Below are 15,185 nucleotides of genomic sequence, written 5' to 3'. Positions count from 1 at the left end.
ATAATGAGTGCCTCTAACGTAAAGACTGCCACAGTAATCTGGTTAAAGCGCGACCTCAGGCTTCGCGATCACCAGCCCCTATTCGACGCTGTTCATCAGGGCGAAAATATTATATTACTCTACTGCTGGGAGCCATCGCTCTTAGCAGACCCACACATGGACGACCGCCATTGGCGTTTTGTCGAACAAAGCATTAACGATATTAACGAGCAACTTCCTGGTGAGGCGAAGGTACTTGAGCTTAATTTGGAAGTAGAAAGTGCGCTTACCTTAATCAATGAACAAGTCAGAATTGCAAGCCTGAGAAGCTATCAAGAAGTTGGTTTACTGGTTACGTATAACCGGGACAAAAGAGTAGCAAGATATTGTAATAAAAATAAAATTTCTTTTTGTGAGTGTAATTCAGGGGCTGTAATTAGAGGCTTGCCCAATCGGAAACATTGGCAAGAAAATTGGGAGGCTCACTTTAATTCTCCCACGTATGATTTCGATATTAAGGCCGCAAAGTGGCTGCCTTGGTGGAATAATAACAAGCTATCAGAAATGGCCACTACCTACTCTGCCTTTACCAAAACCTCTTTGATTAATGAACATATGCAGCAAGGCGGTGAGCGACGTGCTTGGCACGTAATGAAACACTTTTTCAAAGAACGCGGGAAGATGTATCACAAGAATATTTCTCGTCCCCACGATGCCAGGCGTTCATGTTCCCGTCTTAGCCCCTACTTAGCGTGGGGAAACGTATCGATAAGGCAGGTCTATCATTTCGTTGAAACTGAAAAGAAGCACAAGAAAACACTTTCGGCGCCAGACAAAGCTTTGTGGGCAAGAGCTCTTTCGGCGCTAACCTCTCGTCTTCATTGGCATTGTCACTTTATTCAGAAATTTGAGAGCGAACATGCTATCGAATGGCGGCCCATGAATTCAGCCTACGAAAACTTTCCGTTTATTGACGGACCAGAGGCGGAGCGGCGTTTTCTTCATTGGAAAAGAGGCACCACAGGTTATCCTCTTGTCGATGCCTGTATGCGCGCACTGTCAAAAACCGGATATATCAACTTCAGGATGCGCGCGATGGTTACCAGCTTTTTGTGCCATCATTTAAACGTTCACTGGATAAAAGCCGCTCATTATCTCGCTACACAATTTTTAGATTTTGAACCTGGTATTCATTATCCACAAATCCAGATGCAGGCCAGTGTGACAGGCATTCACACCGTGCGCTTGTATAATCCTCATACTCAGTCTATGAAATTAGATCCAGAGGGTGAATTTATAAAGAAGTGGGTTCCGGAACTGGCTGCCCTACCCGGTGATGCAGTGCATGCTCCCTATGCCATTCCGCCTTTAGAAGCCATGATGATAGACTTCGATATTGAAAGGGACTATGTATTACCTGTGGTTGATATTGTGAGTACCACTAGGCAGACTAGCGAGCGGTTGTGGACCTATAGAGAACGAAAAGATGTGTTGCAGGAGGCAAAACGGATAGTGCAGCGCCATACCATGCAAAATAGTCCAAGTAGGCAATGGTTAAAGAAAAAAGTGAAATAAACCACCTTAACAACTTAGATGCTGCTCACTTTTATACACTAACCGCTACCGTTCGTTTTTTCTTAACCATTCGGTAAGAAGCTTAATTTGGCCGCATTTATAGGCCGCATACATAAGCCGCATGGCGTTTGACATGGCTTCACTGTCTGTCCAGCCAGTTTTTTCTCTTATTTCGTCATAGCAGACTTTTGCCTCGGGTGTTACGTAGCCCCGGACGAGTTTTTTACCTGCTTCCTTCTGACGTTCTCTAAAGCGTCGCTGTTTCTCTGCATTCGCTTTTGCTCTATCGCTAATATTTCTGTTTCGCGCTGTTTTTAGTGGTTTTTCTGTCATAATCGTTACACTTATTATTGAGAATTTAGTGTACCACGCGTTTTTCTTTATAAAAATGACTGTTCGGAGTTGTTTAGCGAACAACTGTTCGCTAAATTAGCACTGAAATTTAAAACAATACGAGTTGGGAATGTCAGAGAAAAAAAATAGCTTTACTAGAGACGACTTATTAGCGTGCAGTCGAGGCGAGATGTTTGGTCCAGGTAATAGCCAACTTCCTGCACCGAACATGTTAATGATGGACCGCGTGGTTTCCATCACCGAAGATGGCGGTGAGCACGGAAAAGGCGAAATTATTGCAGAATTAGATATCAAGCCAGATTTATGGTTTTTTGACTGCCACTTTCCAGGCGACCCAGTAATGCCGGGGTGTTTAGGCTTAGACGCTATGTGGCAGTTGGTTGGTTTTTTCCTAGGATGGAGCGGCGGACCTGGTAAAGGCAGAGCACTGGGCGTGGGCGAAGTAAAATTCACAGGGCAAATTTTGCCAACGGCAAAAAAAGTGACGTATAAACTTACTATGAAGCGCGTTATCAAGCGCAAACTCTTTATGGGCATGGCTGATGGTAGTGTAGAAGTTGACGGAAGAGAGATATATGTCGCAAAAGATCTCAAAGTTGGCTTATTCCAAGATACATCTAATTTCTAAAGAATTTTAGAGATAAAAAAAGCCCCTTTATTAAAGGGGCTTTTCCTTTTGCATAATCAGTATAAAAGAGAAAATGTTATTTTACACTTAGTCCTAAGTGCCTATCTTCTACCGCCTCGCGCCATCCACCTAACCACTGTGAACGAGCATCGTTTTGCTGAAATGGACAATTTTCTTTTGCACGGCCACTGATGCCAGCTTGATAGCCTTTAGAATGTGCACGTGTCATTTTATCTCTTTTTTGTCTTTTCATTGACTAGCCTCTTTTGTCTGTTGGAAGTACAACAACGTCAGTTCGCGGGCGCTCTACATCTTTAGTTATCGAAAGTGCCGGAAAATATTTTGTGTACACTACTTAGATAGTGCACTTAGCCAATTGGTTCAAGGGCATTTTGAAATTAAAGTTCTTGACATTTAATAAATTGATGAACTTTATATGAAATTTTTTTGACAATTTTTAAAATTTTCTATTACACATTAGTCGTGGTTTTAAAATGAAAAAAGGCTACTCAACAGAGCAGCCTTTCGATTTTTATCACAAATTATGTGAGATCAAATATTCAAGTATAGCGGCTTTATTATTTACTCAGCGCTTTACTTTTTACCCTGCGACGGAATACTCCCGCACATAAAATACCGAACATAGCTAACCACCCCATAGATGCAGCCTGCCTTTCGTAAGGCTGTTCATCTTCTGGTACCTCACAATCGTCTATCTCACCGTTTGCTATGGGTGAGAGCTTGACCGCCACTATTGCATCAATATCAGTAGTTTCACCGGCGCTGTCTAAAATCTCGACACCAGTAACTTCCTTGGCAGTGGTTCTTATCCGCGCATTAACCAAAATTTCATTGTTGTCGTTAATATCTACCGCTTCAATTAGCTCATAAGTATTATCACACGCTACTAAGTCGTTAAGATTAACCAGCTCTTCAGTATCAATGTTATACATGAATGCTGCCTGCTCGCGCTGAGTTTCATTGGTTGCCGCTACGTCGGCACTGCCCACAACAATATTATTGTTGTTTATAGCATTAGGCGTTACCCCCGCACTGGTGAAGAAACCGTCAGGATAGAATTTTTCTTGCGAGTCTAGGTTGTAAACAAATAGCTTAGAGCGAGATGCCGTGTCTGATGGCGGCAATACTGCGCCAGTTACCCAATTGTTATCATTAATTGCAATTGCTTGGCTGATAATGTTTTCGTCACGTGGCAACAGTTCAACAGTTTCACCGTCTCTGAATACCGTTGCGACACGCTCACTTTCCGCTCTTCGCGACTGATTCGGACGAGTAATGGCAACGAATTCACCCGTTAGGCTCTCACCTACTGCAATACCTTGGTTGTTGATATCAAAAGCGTAAGTGTAAAGATAAAAGGTATTGTCTTCAGCCGGTTCTTCAAGCAGTGGGTATGTCTGTGTGCTTATTACGTCACCGTTAACATCAAGCTGCCAAATAGTGGCATTAACTTCTGACAAATTGACAAAGGCTGGCGCGGTTGCAACTTGCGTATTAATAAAGGGCGACGTAATACGGGGCGCGGTGAAATCGCCGGTATATAAATTAAATAAACAGCGACCGATGGAAATATCGCCGCGCTCTTCATCGTCATCACAGCGTTCTCTCGCCTCGTCTACTGATGTTTGGAAACTTACAGTACTGAAACCCGCAACTTGTAGATTGTTGTTAATCGCCCGTGCTGAAGCGAAGCCACCTAAGGTATCGTCTACTGGTGGTAATACTTTGGTTTCCCCTGAGACTTGAACAAAAGCTTGCTGCGAAGACTCTGGATACGTGTATTTAATGATATCGCCGTCTTCATTTTCGTATTCATCAAGAATAACTAAGCCACCCGAATCACCCACAATGTAATCACCACTCAGACTGTCTCGTCCAAATGCTTCAACAGACTGTGTGTAATCATCGAATTTATCGGTAATCTTATCTAACCCTGGTACTAATTCAGCATCTACTGTATCGGTAACATAGGTTCTAAATTGGGCTAACTTTTGAATTTGAGGAAGCGTTGGGTTAGAAATTAAATAACTGACTATTGACGAGTAATCTGAGTCAGTAAATACACCTTGGCGAGCTGACTCTTCGTCTTCAAGCGCGGGACCAAATTGTTCAAAAAACGTGGTCCCCTCGATGAGTTGGTCTACGTCAATAGGCGGGCTGTATTCAAGCTGCGCTATAGTAAGCATTTGTCCGGCCTCATCTATAGAGCGACCAAAGTTACTGCGTGCAGTATCCTGTAATGGAAGAGGTGTCACTGAATAAGTGGCGGCAAACGCCGAAACACTTCCTGTTGCCAACAGAACGGCGGCGGCAAGCTGAGTTCGTTTCATCTAAAATCCTATTTACTGCTGATTATCTTCCAGCATACTTTCTAATTCGTCCCAGCGCGCATATTTCTGGGACAGCAATAATTCTTTATCCGCTAAAAGTGCAAGCGTTTTTGCGGTAGCGTCACTGTCTTGTTTGAAAAAGTCAGGATCATTAACCTGCTCCTGCATTTCTTCTAACTCTGCTTCAAGGTTTTCTAACTCGGCAGGAAGCGATTCCAGTTCACGCTGATCTTTATATGATAACTTTTTCGTCTTACGGGGAGAAGACTTAGCACTAGGACTGTCTGAAGCGGAATTAGTTTCATTCCTCGTCTTGGCTTTCTCTTCTCTTTCAATTTGAAGACGCTTTTCCTGCTGCCCTTTATACCAGCTTTCAACGTCTGAGAAACCCCCAATAAATTCCCTTAACTGCCCTTGGCCCTCAAATACCAGACTGCTGTTGGCCACATTATCAACAAACTCTCTATCATGGCTTACTAATAACACTGTACCCGTGTACTCGTTTAGCAGTGTTTCTAGCATTTCCAATGTTTCTACATCAAGATCGTTTGTCGGTTCATCGAGAACAAGTAAATTGCTTGGCTTTAGCATCAACTTTGCCAGCATAAGACGATTCTTTTCACCACCCGATAAGGATTTTACCGGTGCATTTACCCGCTCTGGTGTAAAAAGGTAGTCTTGTAAGTAGCTGATCACATGTCTAGGGTGGCCGTTAACCATGAGGTCACGCTTCCCATCGCCAACCGCATCGATAACGGTTTGCTCAAGGTCCAGGCCGTGCCTATGTTGGTCAAAATAGGCCACTTCTAAATTTGTGCCGCGCTTGCAGCTCCCTGCGTCTGGCTGCAACTCCCCTAGCAGCAATTTGATAAGCGTACTTTTGCCGCTTCCGTTAGGGCCAATAAGCGCAAGTTTGTCGCCACGCAAAACGTTGAGACTGAGTGATTTGACAATGCAAAGGTCGCCAATGTTGTACGACAAGTTTTCCACTTCAAAAACCATTTTGCCAGAGCGAGCAGCCTGGTGCTGACTTACCACCGCGCTGCCTTGTACTGCACGCCTAGCTTTGCGTTCATCTCGAAGTTTTTTGAGGGCTCTCACACGACCTTCGTTTCTCGTACGACGAGCTTTAATTCCCTGCCGAATCCACACTTCTTCTTGCGCTAGTTTTTTGTCAAACTCCGCATTTTGTGAAGACTCTACCTCTAAATCGTGCTGTTTTTTCTCTAGGTAGGTTTCGTAATTACCCGGATAACTGGTTACGGAACCTCTGTCTAAGTCAATGATCCGCGTTGCCATAGACCGAATAAAGGCCCGGTCATGACTGACAAAGACAATCGCGCCATTATAATTACTTAAGCTCGACTCCAGCCAACGAATCATTTCAATGTCTAAGTGGTTGGTAGGTTCATCAAGTAACAATAGGTCTGGTGAGCGCACCAAGGCTCTTGCAAGTGCCGCTTTGCGACGCCAGCCACCGGATAGTGTAGACAACGAGGTGTCTGGCTCTAGTTTCAGCATGGTTAAGGTTTGTTCTATTTGTTGCTCGAACTGCCATGCATCTCGCGCCTCTAATGCTTCTTGAAGGCGCTGTAACTTATTGAGGTTAGCCTCGCTTGGGTCATCACCTACAAGTCGGGTTTGGTGAAAATAGGCTTTTAGCGTCTCGCCGATATCAGACAGTCCCTCAGCAACATAGTCGAAAAGAGTAACATCGGTGGTTTGTGGAGGGTCTTGTTCTAGGCGCGCAATAACAATATTGTTCTCTATGATCCGCTGGCCTTCATCGGCAATAACATCCCCAGAAATAACTTTCATTAGGGTTGACTTACCACTGCCGTTTCGACCAACCAAGCACACTCTCTCTTTCGGTTGAACGATAAGCTCTACACCATCTAATAACGGCGGATTACCGTAAATAACAGTAATATTTTTTAACTGCAAAATACTCACTGCAGAAATGCCTCCACGTCAGCTGTAGTAAATGGCCAACCTAATTCTTTGCCATTATCCTCCCGTTTTAAAACGGGAATGCGGGCACCATATAAATGGTACAAATCGGTGCTGTCTCTAATGTTAAGTTTTTCTACGTTTAATTCTGAAAAGCTGCTGGCGTTTTGCAATTCCACATCTGCCAAATCGCATAGGCTGCATTGAGGACCGGTGTAAAAAAATATCTTCATAGTTTTAGCGTCCAACACTGGTGTATTTTGCCCTTTCTTGCGAAGTCTTCTGGAATAGTTTGTTGGGTTATATTTTCGATTGTAAAACCGAGAGCCTCGAGAGCCGAATTATCGAGCTTAAATCCGCGCTTGTTATTAGAGAAAATCACTGTACCGTTTTCATTCAAGCATGCATGAGCGCGGGTAAGCATATCTACATGGTCTCGTTGCACATCCCATGTATTACTCATTCTTTTAGAGTTTGAAAATGATGGCGGGTCAATAAAAATTAGGTCGTATTTGCCTTTGTGGTCGGCTAACCATGTAGTGCAATCGGCCTGCACGAACGCATGAGGACCCTCGAGCTTATTTAACGCTACGTTTTTCTTTGCCCAATCTAGATAGGTGTTCGACATATCTACCGTGGTAACTGATTTAGCGCCACCTTTTGCAGCAAATACCGACACGCTGCCTGTGTAAGAGAAGAGGTTAAGTACGTCTTTCCCTTTCGCCATTTTCATCACAATTTGGCGCGTATCGCGGTGATCTAGAAACAGTCCGGTGTCTAAGTAATCGGTAAGGTTCACCAAAAAGCGAGCACCGTTTTCATACACTTCCATCATGTCGCCAGACTGATTAATCTTTTCGTACTGCTTGGTTCCTTTTTGCTGACTGCGTACTTTCAGCACAATATTTTTAGGCGCTATACCTGTTACCGCAGGTAAATGTAGCAAAACCTCTTGCAGGCGTTTACGCGCTTTATCTTCAGAGACCGTTTTCGGTGGAGCGTACTCCTGCACTACCAACCAGTCGTCATACTTATCGATAGCCACATTGTAATCTGGTAGGTCAGCATCATAAATGCGATAGCAGTTGGTATCGGCATTTTTTAACCAAGGTTTCAGCTTTTTTAGGTTTTTCTTGAGTCGGTTTGCGAACTCATGATTACCCGCATCTTCACTAAATTGGACGGTATTCTCTTCGTTAAGCACATAATTAGCTAAGCGACATTCTAGTTTTCCGTTGTTCATTGCGTAATCTTTCGAGGCGCGTAATTTAAGCACGCGCAACAGATCGCGATTACTGCTTAACAGCGATACATGCCAACCTTTCCAAGCTTCTTTAAAGCGCTTTCCCCATTCACTGAATAGAGGAATGAGGGATGTAAGTTCGCCAAGTCGCTCGCCGTAAGGTGGATTAGAAACTATATATCCCGGCGTTGATACCGGAGGCGATGATTTTGTGGCGTCTTGCTGACTAAACGCAATATCGTTGTACACACCAGCATAATCGGCATTAGCTTTAGCAATGGATACCATCTTTCTGCTGAAATCTGCAGCATAAATTCCGCTCGCCGAAGGTTTCTGATTAGCCAACGCGTCATCTACTAGGGTATCCCATAGTTTTTCTTCGTGGCCCAACCATTTGGTAAAGCCCCAGTACGAGCGCTTAATTCCTGGTGCTATATTTCTCGCAATATAGGCCGCTTCAATAGCAATAGTTCCTGAACCACACATTAAATCAACCAGAGGTGCTTCGGTATTTTCGGTCCAGCCACTGCGCATGAGCATGGCACATGCAATATGTTCTTTAAGAGGAGCATCACCGGTTTCTTGTCGATAAGCGCGCTGGTGCAAACTGGCACCGGACAAGTCGATACCCATAATCACGTTGTCACGTTGTAGCTTCGCGTAAACTGAAATGTCAGGGTGCCTGCGCTCCACAGACGGTCTTGCCAACCCTTGTTCTACGAAGGTATCAACGATAGCGTCTTTGATGCGAACCGCGCCAAACTGAGTGTTTTTAATCGCGAAATTTGTTCCTACAAATTGTACTGACAGTGTATGACGAGAGTCCATTTGCATCTGCCAATCTACGCTCATCGCCGTATTGTAAAGACTCTCTGCGTTGTTAGCTTTACCAGAGGCTAAGACCCATATAACCCGGTTAGCCAGCCGAGACCATAAACAAAGTTTATAGGCATCTTCCTTAGTGCCCTCGAACTGCAGCATGCCCGGCGCCTGCTTTATTTGTGCCTGTGGACATAAATTAAGTATTTCTTGTTTGAGCAGTTCGTCGAGACCGCGGCTGGTAGTCACCAGAATTGTATTCATTCATTTACCTGTAGTGGCAAGGGGCACTAATACCCCGTGCTTTATGTGAAATCGAGCGTATTATAACGCGTTTACGATACGTTTAACGAGTGATGGCCCTTGATAAATAAAGGCAGAGTAAAGTTGAACGAGCGATGCGCCTGCATCTAAGCGGGCTTGAGCCGCCTCAGGAGAATCAATACCACCTACCCCAATAATTGGCATTGATTTATCGAGGGCTTTATCGAGCTTACGAGTAACCTCTAGGCTCATGTCCGTCATCACTGAGCCACTTAGCCCACCCATTTCATCAGCATGAGGAAGACCTTGAACGGCATCCCGGGACAACGTGGTATTGGTGGCAATGACGCCGTCCATCTTACTGTTCATTAACGACACCGCAATGCTGCTAATTTCTTCATCAGTCAAATCAGGTGCAATTTTGATAAACAGCGGAACATATTTACTGTGGGTTTGCGTCAAGGTTTCTTGTGCAGCTTTAAGACCCGCTAAAAGCGAATCTAGTGCCTCACCGTACTGAAGGTTTCTAAGCCCTGGGGTATTCGGAGATGAAATATTTATGGTGATATAACTCGCGTAAGGGTAAACCTTGTTCAAGCATATAAGATAGTCGTCCAAGGCTTTCGCATCTTCAGTATCTTTATTCTTACCGATATTTATTCCAATGGGCCCTTTAAAGCGCGCATTTTTTACTTGCTCAATAAGATGATCTACGCCCTTATTATTAAAGCCCATTCTGTTGATAATGGCTTGCTTTTCAGGCAGTCGGAACAAACGAGGTTTTGGATTACCAGGCTGCGGACGAGGTGTTACAGTACCAATCTCAACAAAGCCAAAGCCCATGCTAGAGAAGGCATCTATACAATCGCCATTTTTATCCAACCCTGCGGCAAGACCAACAGGATTATCAAACGTTATCCCTGCAACTGTTACAGGACGCGCAATTGGCGTGGTGCTGTACATCCATTTCAGCGGTGTATGTTGCGTTTTATTCAGCCAATTTATGGTGAGATCGTGACTTTTTTCAGGTTCGCACTGAAGCAGCAGCTTTTGCACAAGAGATTGCATGGGTAGTAAAACACTCGCTAATATAAAAAAGCCCTGATGAACAGGGCTTAAATCATTAAGGTGCGTGTATTCTAATGGTTAGACTTCACGCTTAAAAGCATCAATTCACGTAAAGCGACAGAAAACTTCGCAAATTCGTGTGTAGAGCTGGTTTTAAACTCTGACATCATATGATACCAGCGCTTTAACAGCACCTGATTGCTGTCTATCCACTCATCGAGAATTTGATCTGCATCTGCGGTATCACTGCGAGATTGCAGTAGATTTGCAGCGATAGAACGCTGTTGCCAATCTAACTCTTCACGATAAGACGCACGAGCAAGAGCTTGCCAGTGGTTGCTTACAGCCTGATTATTAATTTGATCGAGGAACCAATGTAACTCCAATCGCGATCCTAATTGATAGTAAAGCTTCGCTACCACATCGGTTTCGTGTTTATCAGCATCAACAATTTGTGCCAAATCAAAACTTGAGAACATGTTAGAGAAGCTGGCTACTTGATACGCAATATCTGCAGGTACATCCTGTTCAATATATCTTTGCGTTGCGGCTTCAAGCTGAGCGTATTCACTTTCTACTAAGTAGTGCTGCAAGTTCTCAGACAGCTTTTTGAATGTTCCACGATAGCTTTCGATGGCATCCTCAATAGACTGCGTTTTGCTACCGTGCCTTATATACCAGCGTGCACCACGACGCATAATGCGTCTCGCTTCATCTAGCATAGTAAGCTGAAGTTTTGCGCAAATAACATTGTCTAGTTCTTCAATGCGGGCCCATAGGTTTTCCATATTGAAAATCCCGTGAACAATGGCATAGGCATCGGCAATTTCACTCACGCTTGCCCCGGTCTCTTCCTGCAGACGGAACACAAAATTGAGCCCCATATCATTCACCATATTATTGGTTAATTTGGTGGCAATAATTTCGCTGCGTAGCGGATGCTGTTGCATATGCTCGTTAAATCGACTGCGCAGTACTTCTGGGAAAGCGTGCAGCAGCAATCTAGCGTGATAAGGATTTTCGGTTATTTCAGGAATGTTCAATGCATCCTTCATAACCATTTTTCCATAGGCAATAAGAACACTTAGCTCTGGACGTGTAAGCCCTTGATCTGTTGCCACCCTATCTGATATTTCATCATCGCTGGGGATAAACTCCAGCTCTCTGTTTAACTGCCCTTCTCTTTCTAAGCCGTGAATAAAGCGAAGCTGCTCTTTTAGCTGTTTTACGTCGGCTAGTTCGGTAATAGAAATAGACTGAGTTTGGCGATAGCAGTCTTTCAATACAATGGCAGAAACATCATCTGTCATATCGTAAAGTAGCTTATTACGCTGTTTTACCGTGAGTTCGCCATCGTTCACCAAGCTATTGAGCAAAATTTTGATGTTAACTTCGTTATCTGAGCAATCTACCCCGCCCACGTTGTCAATGAAATCGGTGTTAATGCGACCACCATTAGCGGCGTATTCAATACGCCCAAGCTGTGTTACTCCTAAATTGCCGCCTTCTCCGACAATTTTAGCCTGTACTTCTTTACCGTTTACTCGCAAATCATCGTTAGCGCGATCGCCTACAGAAGGATGAGACTCTTTCGAGCTCTTAATGTAAGTACCAATGCCGCCATTCCACATAAGGTCTACTGGCATTTTCAATACATTGTGGATGAGCTCATTCGGCGTCATTGTCTGCTGTCGTGTACCCAACCATTTCTTCATTTCCGGAGAAAGTTTTATGGATTTTGCCGAGCGGCTAAATACACCCCCACCTTTTGAGATGAGCTTGCTATCGTAGTCTTCCCACGACAGACTGGGGTTTTCGAACAGACGCTGACGTTCTTTATAACTGGCTGCAGCATCAGGGTTAGGATCGAAAAATATGTGCAGGTGGTTAAACGCACAAATCAGCTTTGTATGCTCTGAAAGTAACATGCCGTTACCAAATACATCACCGGCCATGTCACCCACACCGATACAAGTGAAGTCGGTGGTTTGACAATTAACCCCCATTTCACGGAAGTGACGTTTAACAGACTCCCAACCACCGCGAGCAGTAATGCCCATTTTCTTATGGTCGTAGCCAATGCTGCCACCGGATGCAAATGCATCGCCTAGCCAGAAGTTAAACTCATCGGCTATACCGTTAGCAATATCAGAGAAAGTTGCTGTTCCCTTATCGGCGGCAACAACCAAATAAGGGTCATCATCATCCAAGCGAACCACATCTTTTGGTGGCACGATTTCGCCATTTACAATATTGTCTGTTATGTCTAGTAAGCTGGTAATGAACGTACGGTAACAGGCTTGTCCTTCTGCTTGAATAGCCTCACGCCCTTGGCCAATAGGCGCTTTTTTACAGACAAAACCACCTTTCGCACCTACAGGTACAATAACCGTATTTTTAACTTGCTGTGCTTTTACCAGGCCTAACACTTCAGTACGGAAGTCTTCTTGACGGTCAGACCAACGCAGACCGCCGCGCGCTACTTTACCGCCTCGCAGGTGAACACCTTCAACACGAGGACTGTAGACAAAAATTTCATACTTAGGTAATGGCAGAGGCATATCGGGAATAAGCTCTGGAAGCATCTTAAACGACACGTAAGACTTTTCGTTACCTGCTTCGTCTAGTTGATAGAAGTTGGTACGTAATGTGGCTGACATCATGTCTAGATAACGACGGATAATTCTGTCGTCATCGAGATTGCTCACGCCATCGAGCTGCGATTTTATGTCAGCTAAAATTCCGTCTTCTTTTTTCTTGTTACGCTTTTTCTTAGGGTTAAAGCGCTGGTCGAAAAATTCAACTAATAAGCGGGCTATATCAGTGTAGTTGGCTAATGTATTGGCAATGTAATCGTGGCTAAACGAGCTTCCTGTTTGACGCATATATTTTGCATAAGCGCGCAAGATAGTCACCTTACGACCGGTGAGATTAGCGCCAAGTATGAGACGGTTGAACGCATCGTCTTCAAGCGTGTTGTACCAGACCTTCGCAAATGCGTCTTGAAACAGAACTTGAGCGTTTTCCATATCAAAATGCTGACCGCTTTTGTGCAGCATTTTGAAGTCCATTATCCAGTTGTGCTCTCCGCCTGAACACGTGATTTTATAAGGGCTTTCATCAATTACGCGTAACCCGAAATTCTCCAGCATAGGCAGTACATCTGATAGATGAATAGGCTCTGCTCTATGGAAAAGCTTCAGCTTAACGATTTGGCTTTCAGAGTCTTCTTCTTGAGGACGATAAAACAGCATATCTAACGTATGCTCGTCATCTAACATCTCAAGTTTACCGATGTCGACAAGTGCTGCTGAAGGAAGGTTATGCTCCATATAGCTACGAGAAAACGCATTGCTGTATTTCCGCTCTAGCGACTTGCCAGACGCTTCGCCGTGGGAAGCCGATATTGCAGAAGCAAGTCTGTCGTTCCAAGTCTTGGTTAACTCGATGATATTTTGTTCTATTTCCTTCACGTCAAATTCCGCATTGTTATCGTTCACTCGCGCGATATAGTGTGTTCTCGCATACACTGATTCAGAAAAGAAGGTGGTAAATTCAACTTCTTCAGAAGCATTAAGTGATGCCTTTAAAAGCTCCTGCGTTTCTTTTCGCAGTTGTGTGTTATAGCGCTCACGAGGAACGAATACCATGCATGAGAAAAAGCGACCAAAGGTGTCTTTACGAATAAATAAGCGAGAAATGCCCCGCTCTTGCATTTGAAATATTCCCATCACAATTTGCGCTAGCTCTTGAGCAGGCGTTTGCAGTAATTCATCTCTGGGATATGTTTCAACGATATTGACAAACGCTTTGTATGCGTGAGTTCCAGGCTCAAAGCCCGACAACGCGCAAATTTTCTCAATCTTTTCTTTCAGAATGGGCAGTTCAACAACACTCTGGTTGTAGAACGAAGCAGAGTAAAGACCTAAAAAGCGGTGCTCACCAACTACTTGACCGTTTTCGTTAAACACTTTTACACCCACATAGTCCATGTAGGCAGGACGGTGAACTCGCGCTCTTGAATTGGTTTTGGTTAAAATTAGCGGGTTCTCACTTAAGGCTTCGGTGCGTGCCGATGCCGGCAGCTTTGATAACAACCGTTCTCGGTTGTTAATAGAATTCTTTAATAAACCTAAGCTACTGTCGTTATTTGGGATCCAGCGGTGATCGCCCTCAATGGCTTTCACGTCGTAATAACGGTAGCCCATCATGGTAAAGTTGTGGTCGCTTAACCAGTTAAGGAAACGATTAACTTGTTCTTTTTCATCACTCGAGATTGGCCAGTTGAAACTTTCACTGGTTTTAATCACGTTCTGTAAAGTATTAGTCATATCTTGCCAATCAGCAACGGCAAGGGAAACCTCATCTACCACTGAGCGCAATTCTTTGGTAAGCAGTTCTATGTCTTTCTTAGACGTTTGGCGGTCTACCTCAATGAAAATCACCGTTTCTTTTTTAGCACCGTTTAATGTCTTACCCTGCTCTGAAAAACTTTCTACCTTGTTGCTCTCGTCACGCTTAATGCCAATAGGACTATGAAGAAACAAGTGCGCAGTGATATTTAATCGGTTCAAAGACATGCGAACCGAATCGACTAAGAACGGCATATCAGACACAATCACTTCAACAATAGTGTGACTTGAGTGCCAGCCATGTTTGGCAATTTCCGGGTTAAAAACTCTTATGTGGGGTGCAGAGTGGTCGAATCGTGAAAGTGCGTTCCATAAACTGAGGGTGGCACCGTAAAGGTCGCTGTCGTTGCGATTTTCTAAATCATCGCTTGATATATTTTTATACAACAGACGTCCGAATTGCTGCACAAGAGACTTCTGCTTCGCATCTACTTTTTTGTCGATAAGTTCGAATACGTTATCTAGCAGTACTGAGTGTCGCTGTGAGGTGACTGTCATTTGTTAACCTTTTAGTAATATCGTAAGTGCTGAAAACCTTTGTA

The 15,185-nt window shown here is 44.0% G+C and carries 10 protein-coding genes; 2 read left to right on the top strand and 8 right to left on the bottom strand.

Going from position 1 to position 15,185, the window contains the following annotated elements; all coding sequences use genetic code 11:
- Positions 1-3: 3 nt before the first annotated feature.
- Positions 4-1,554 carry a cryptochrome/deoxyribodipyrimidine photo-lyase family protein gene (locus tag BM528_RS04835; RefSeq protein WP_071978912.1) on the top strand — a complete coding sequence of 517 codons (1,551 nt, stop codon included), beginning with the start codon at positions 4-6 and terminating at the stop codon, positions 1,552-1,554.
- 45 nt (positions 1,555-1,599) lie between these two features.
- Here BM528_RS04835 and BM528_RS04830 read toward each other — a convergent pair whose 3' ends face one another.
- Positions 1,600-1,887: a hypothetical protein gene (locus BM528_RS04830; RefSeq protein WP_071978911.1), complete on the bottom strand. Its 288-nt coding sequence runs from the start codon at positions 1,885-1,887 to the stop codon at positions 1,600-1,602.
- A gap of 130 nt (positions 1,888-2,017) precedes the next feature.
- Here BM528_RS04830 and fabA point away from each other — a divergent pair, with 130 nt between their 5' ends.
- Positions 2,018-2,536: a 3-hydroxyacyl-[acyl-carrier-protein] dehydratase FabA gene (gene fabA / locus BM528_RS04825; protein ID WP_071978910.1), complete on the top strand. Its 519-nt coding sequence runs from the start codon at positions 2,018-2,020 to the stop codon at positions 2,534-2,536.
- Positions 2,537-2,612: 76 nt separating this feature from the next.
- On the opposite strand, the gene rmf is transcribed toward fabA, so the two are convergent.
- The 7 genes from rmf to BM528_RS04790 form a co-directional block, all read right to left on the bottom strand.
- Positions 2,613-2,789: a ribosome modulation factor gene (rmf, locus tag BM528_RS04820; RefSeq protein WP_071978909.1), complete on the bottom strand. Its 177-nt coding sequence runs from the start codon at positions 2,787-2,789 to the stop codon at positions 2,613-2,615.
- Positions 2,790-3,114: 325 nt separating this feature from the next.
- A complete protein-coding gene (locus BM528_RS04815; RefSeq protein ID WP_071978908.1) occupies positions 3,115-4,887 on the bottom strand; it encodes a DUF3466 family protein in 1,773 nt (590 codons plus the stop codon).
- A 12-nt stretch (positions 4,888-4,899) separates the two neighbouring features.
- Entirely contained in the window at positions 4,900-6,840 is a 1,941-nt protein-coding gene (gene uup, locus BM528_RS04810; RefSeq protein WP_071978907.1) for an ATP-binding cassette ATPase Uup, read from the bottom strand.
- Positions 6,837-7,070 carry a glutaredoxin family protein gene (locus BM528_RS04805; RefSeq protein ID WP_071978906.1) on the bottom strand — a complete coding sequence of 78 codons (234 nt, stop codon included), beginning with the start codon at positions 7,068-7,070 and terminating at the stop codon, positions 6,837-6,839. Before BM528_RS04805 ends, uup begins: the two co-directional genes overlap by 4 nt.
- The gene (rlmKL, locus tag BM528_RS04800; protein ID WP_071978905.1) at positions 7,067-9,163 is read right to left on the bottom strand and encodes a bifunctional 23S rRNA (guanine(2069)-N(7))-methyltransferase RlmK/23S rRNA (guanine(2445)-N(2))-methyltransferase RlmL; all 2,097 of its coding nucleotides are present in this window, start codon (positions 9,161-9,163) and stop codon (positions 7,067-7,069) included. The genes BM528_RS04805 and rlmKL overlap by 4 nt, the downstream gene beginning before the upstream one ends.
- A 60-nt stretch (positions 9,164-9,223) precedes the next feature.
- A complete protein-coding gene (gene pyrD, locus BM528_RS04795; protein ID WP_071978904.1) occupies positions 9,224-10,231 on the bottom strand; it encodes a quinone-dependent dihydroorotate dehydrogenase in 1,008 nt (335 codons plus the stop codon).
- A 71-nt stretch (positions 10,232-10,302) separates the two neighbouring features.
- Positions 10,303-15,141: an NAD-glutamate dehydrogenase gene (locus tag BM528_RS04790; RefSeq protein WP_071978903.1), complete on the bottom strand. Its 4,839-nt coding sequence runs from the start codon at positions 15,139-15,141 to the stop codon at positions 10,303-10,305.
- Between the last annotated feature and the right edge of the window lie 44 nt (positions 15,142-15,185).

Source organism: Alteromonas sp. RW2A1 (genome assembly GCF_001886475.1).
In the GTDB taxonomy this organism is placed as follows: Bacteria; Pseudomonadota; Gammaproteobacteria; order Enterobacterales; family Alteromonadaceae; genus Alteromonas; species Alteromonas hispanica.
This window is presented reverse-complemented; position numbering and strand designations above follow the sequence as displayed.

What these genes read in the sequence shown, in the direction of transcription:
- BM528_RS04835 (WP_071978912.1), top strand. Translation starts at nt 4, where the DNA reads ATGAGTGCCTCTAACGTAAAGACTGCCACAGTAATCTGGTTAAAGCGC.
- BM528_RS04830 (WP_071978911.1), bottom strand. Translation starts at nt 1,887, where the DNA reads ATGACAGAAAAACCACTAAAAACAGCGCGAAACAGAAATATTAGCGAT.
- fabA (WP_071978910.1), top strand. Translation starts at nt 2,018, where the DNA reads ATGTCAGAGAAAAAAAATAGCTTTACTAGAGACGACTTATTAGCGTGC.
- rmf (WP_071978909.1), bottom strand. Translation starts at nt 2,789, where the DNA reads ATGAAAAGACAAAAAAGAGATAAAATGACACGTGCACATTCTAAAGGC.
- BM528_RS04815 (WP_071978908.1), bottom strand. Translation starts at nt 4,887, where the DNA reads ATGAAACGAACTCAGCTTGCCGCCGCCGTTCTGTTGGCAACAGGAAGT.
- BM528_RS04805 (WP_071978906.1), bottom strand. Translation starts at nt 7,070, where the DNA reads ATGAAGATATTTTTTTACACCGGTCCTCAATGCAGCCTATGCGATTTG.
- rlmKL (WP_071978905.1), bottom strand. Translation starts at nt 9,163, where the DNA reads ATGAATACAATTCTGGTGACTACCAGCCGCGGTCTCGACGAACTGCTC.
- pyrD (WP_071978904.1), bottom strand. Translation starts at nt 10,231, where the DNA reads ATGCAATCTCTTGTGCAAAAGCTGCTGCTTCAGTGCGAACCTGAAAAA.
- BM528_RS04790 (WP_071978903.1), bottom strand. Translation starts at nt 15,141, where the DNA reads ATGACAGTCACCTCACAGCGACACTCAGTACTGCTAGATAACGTATTC.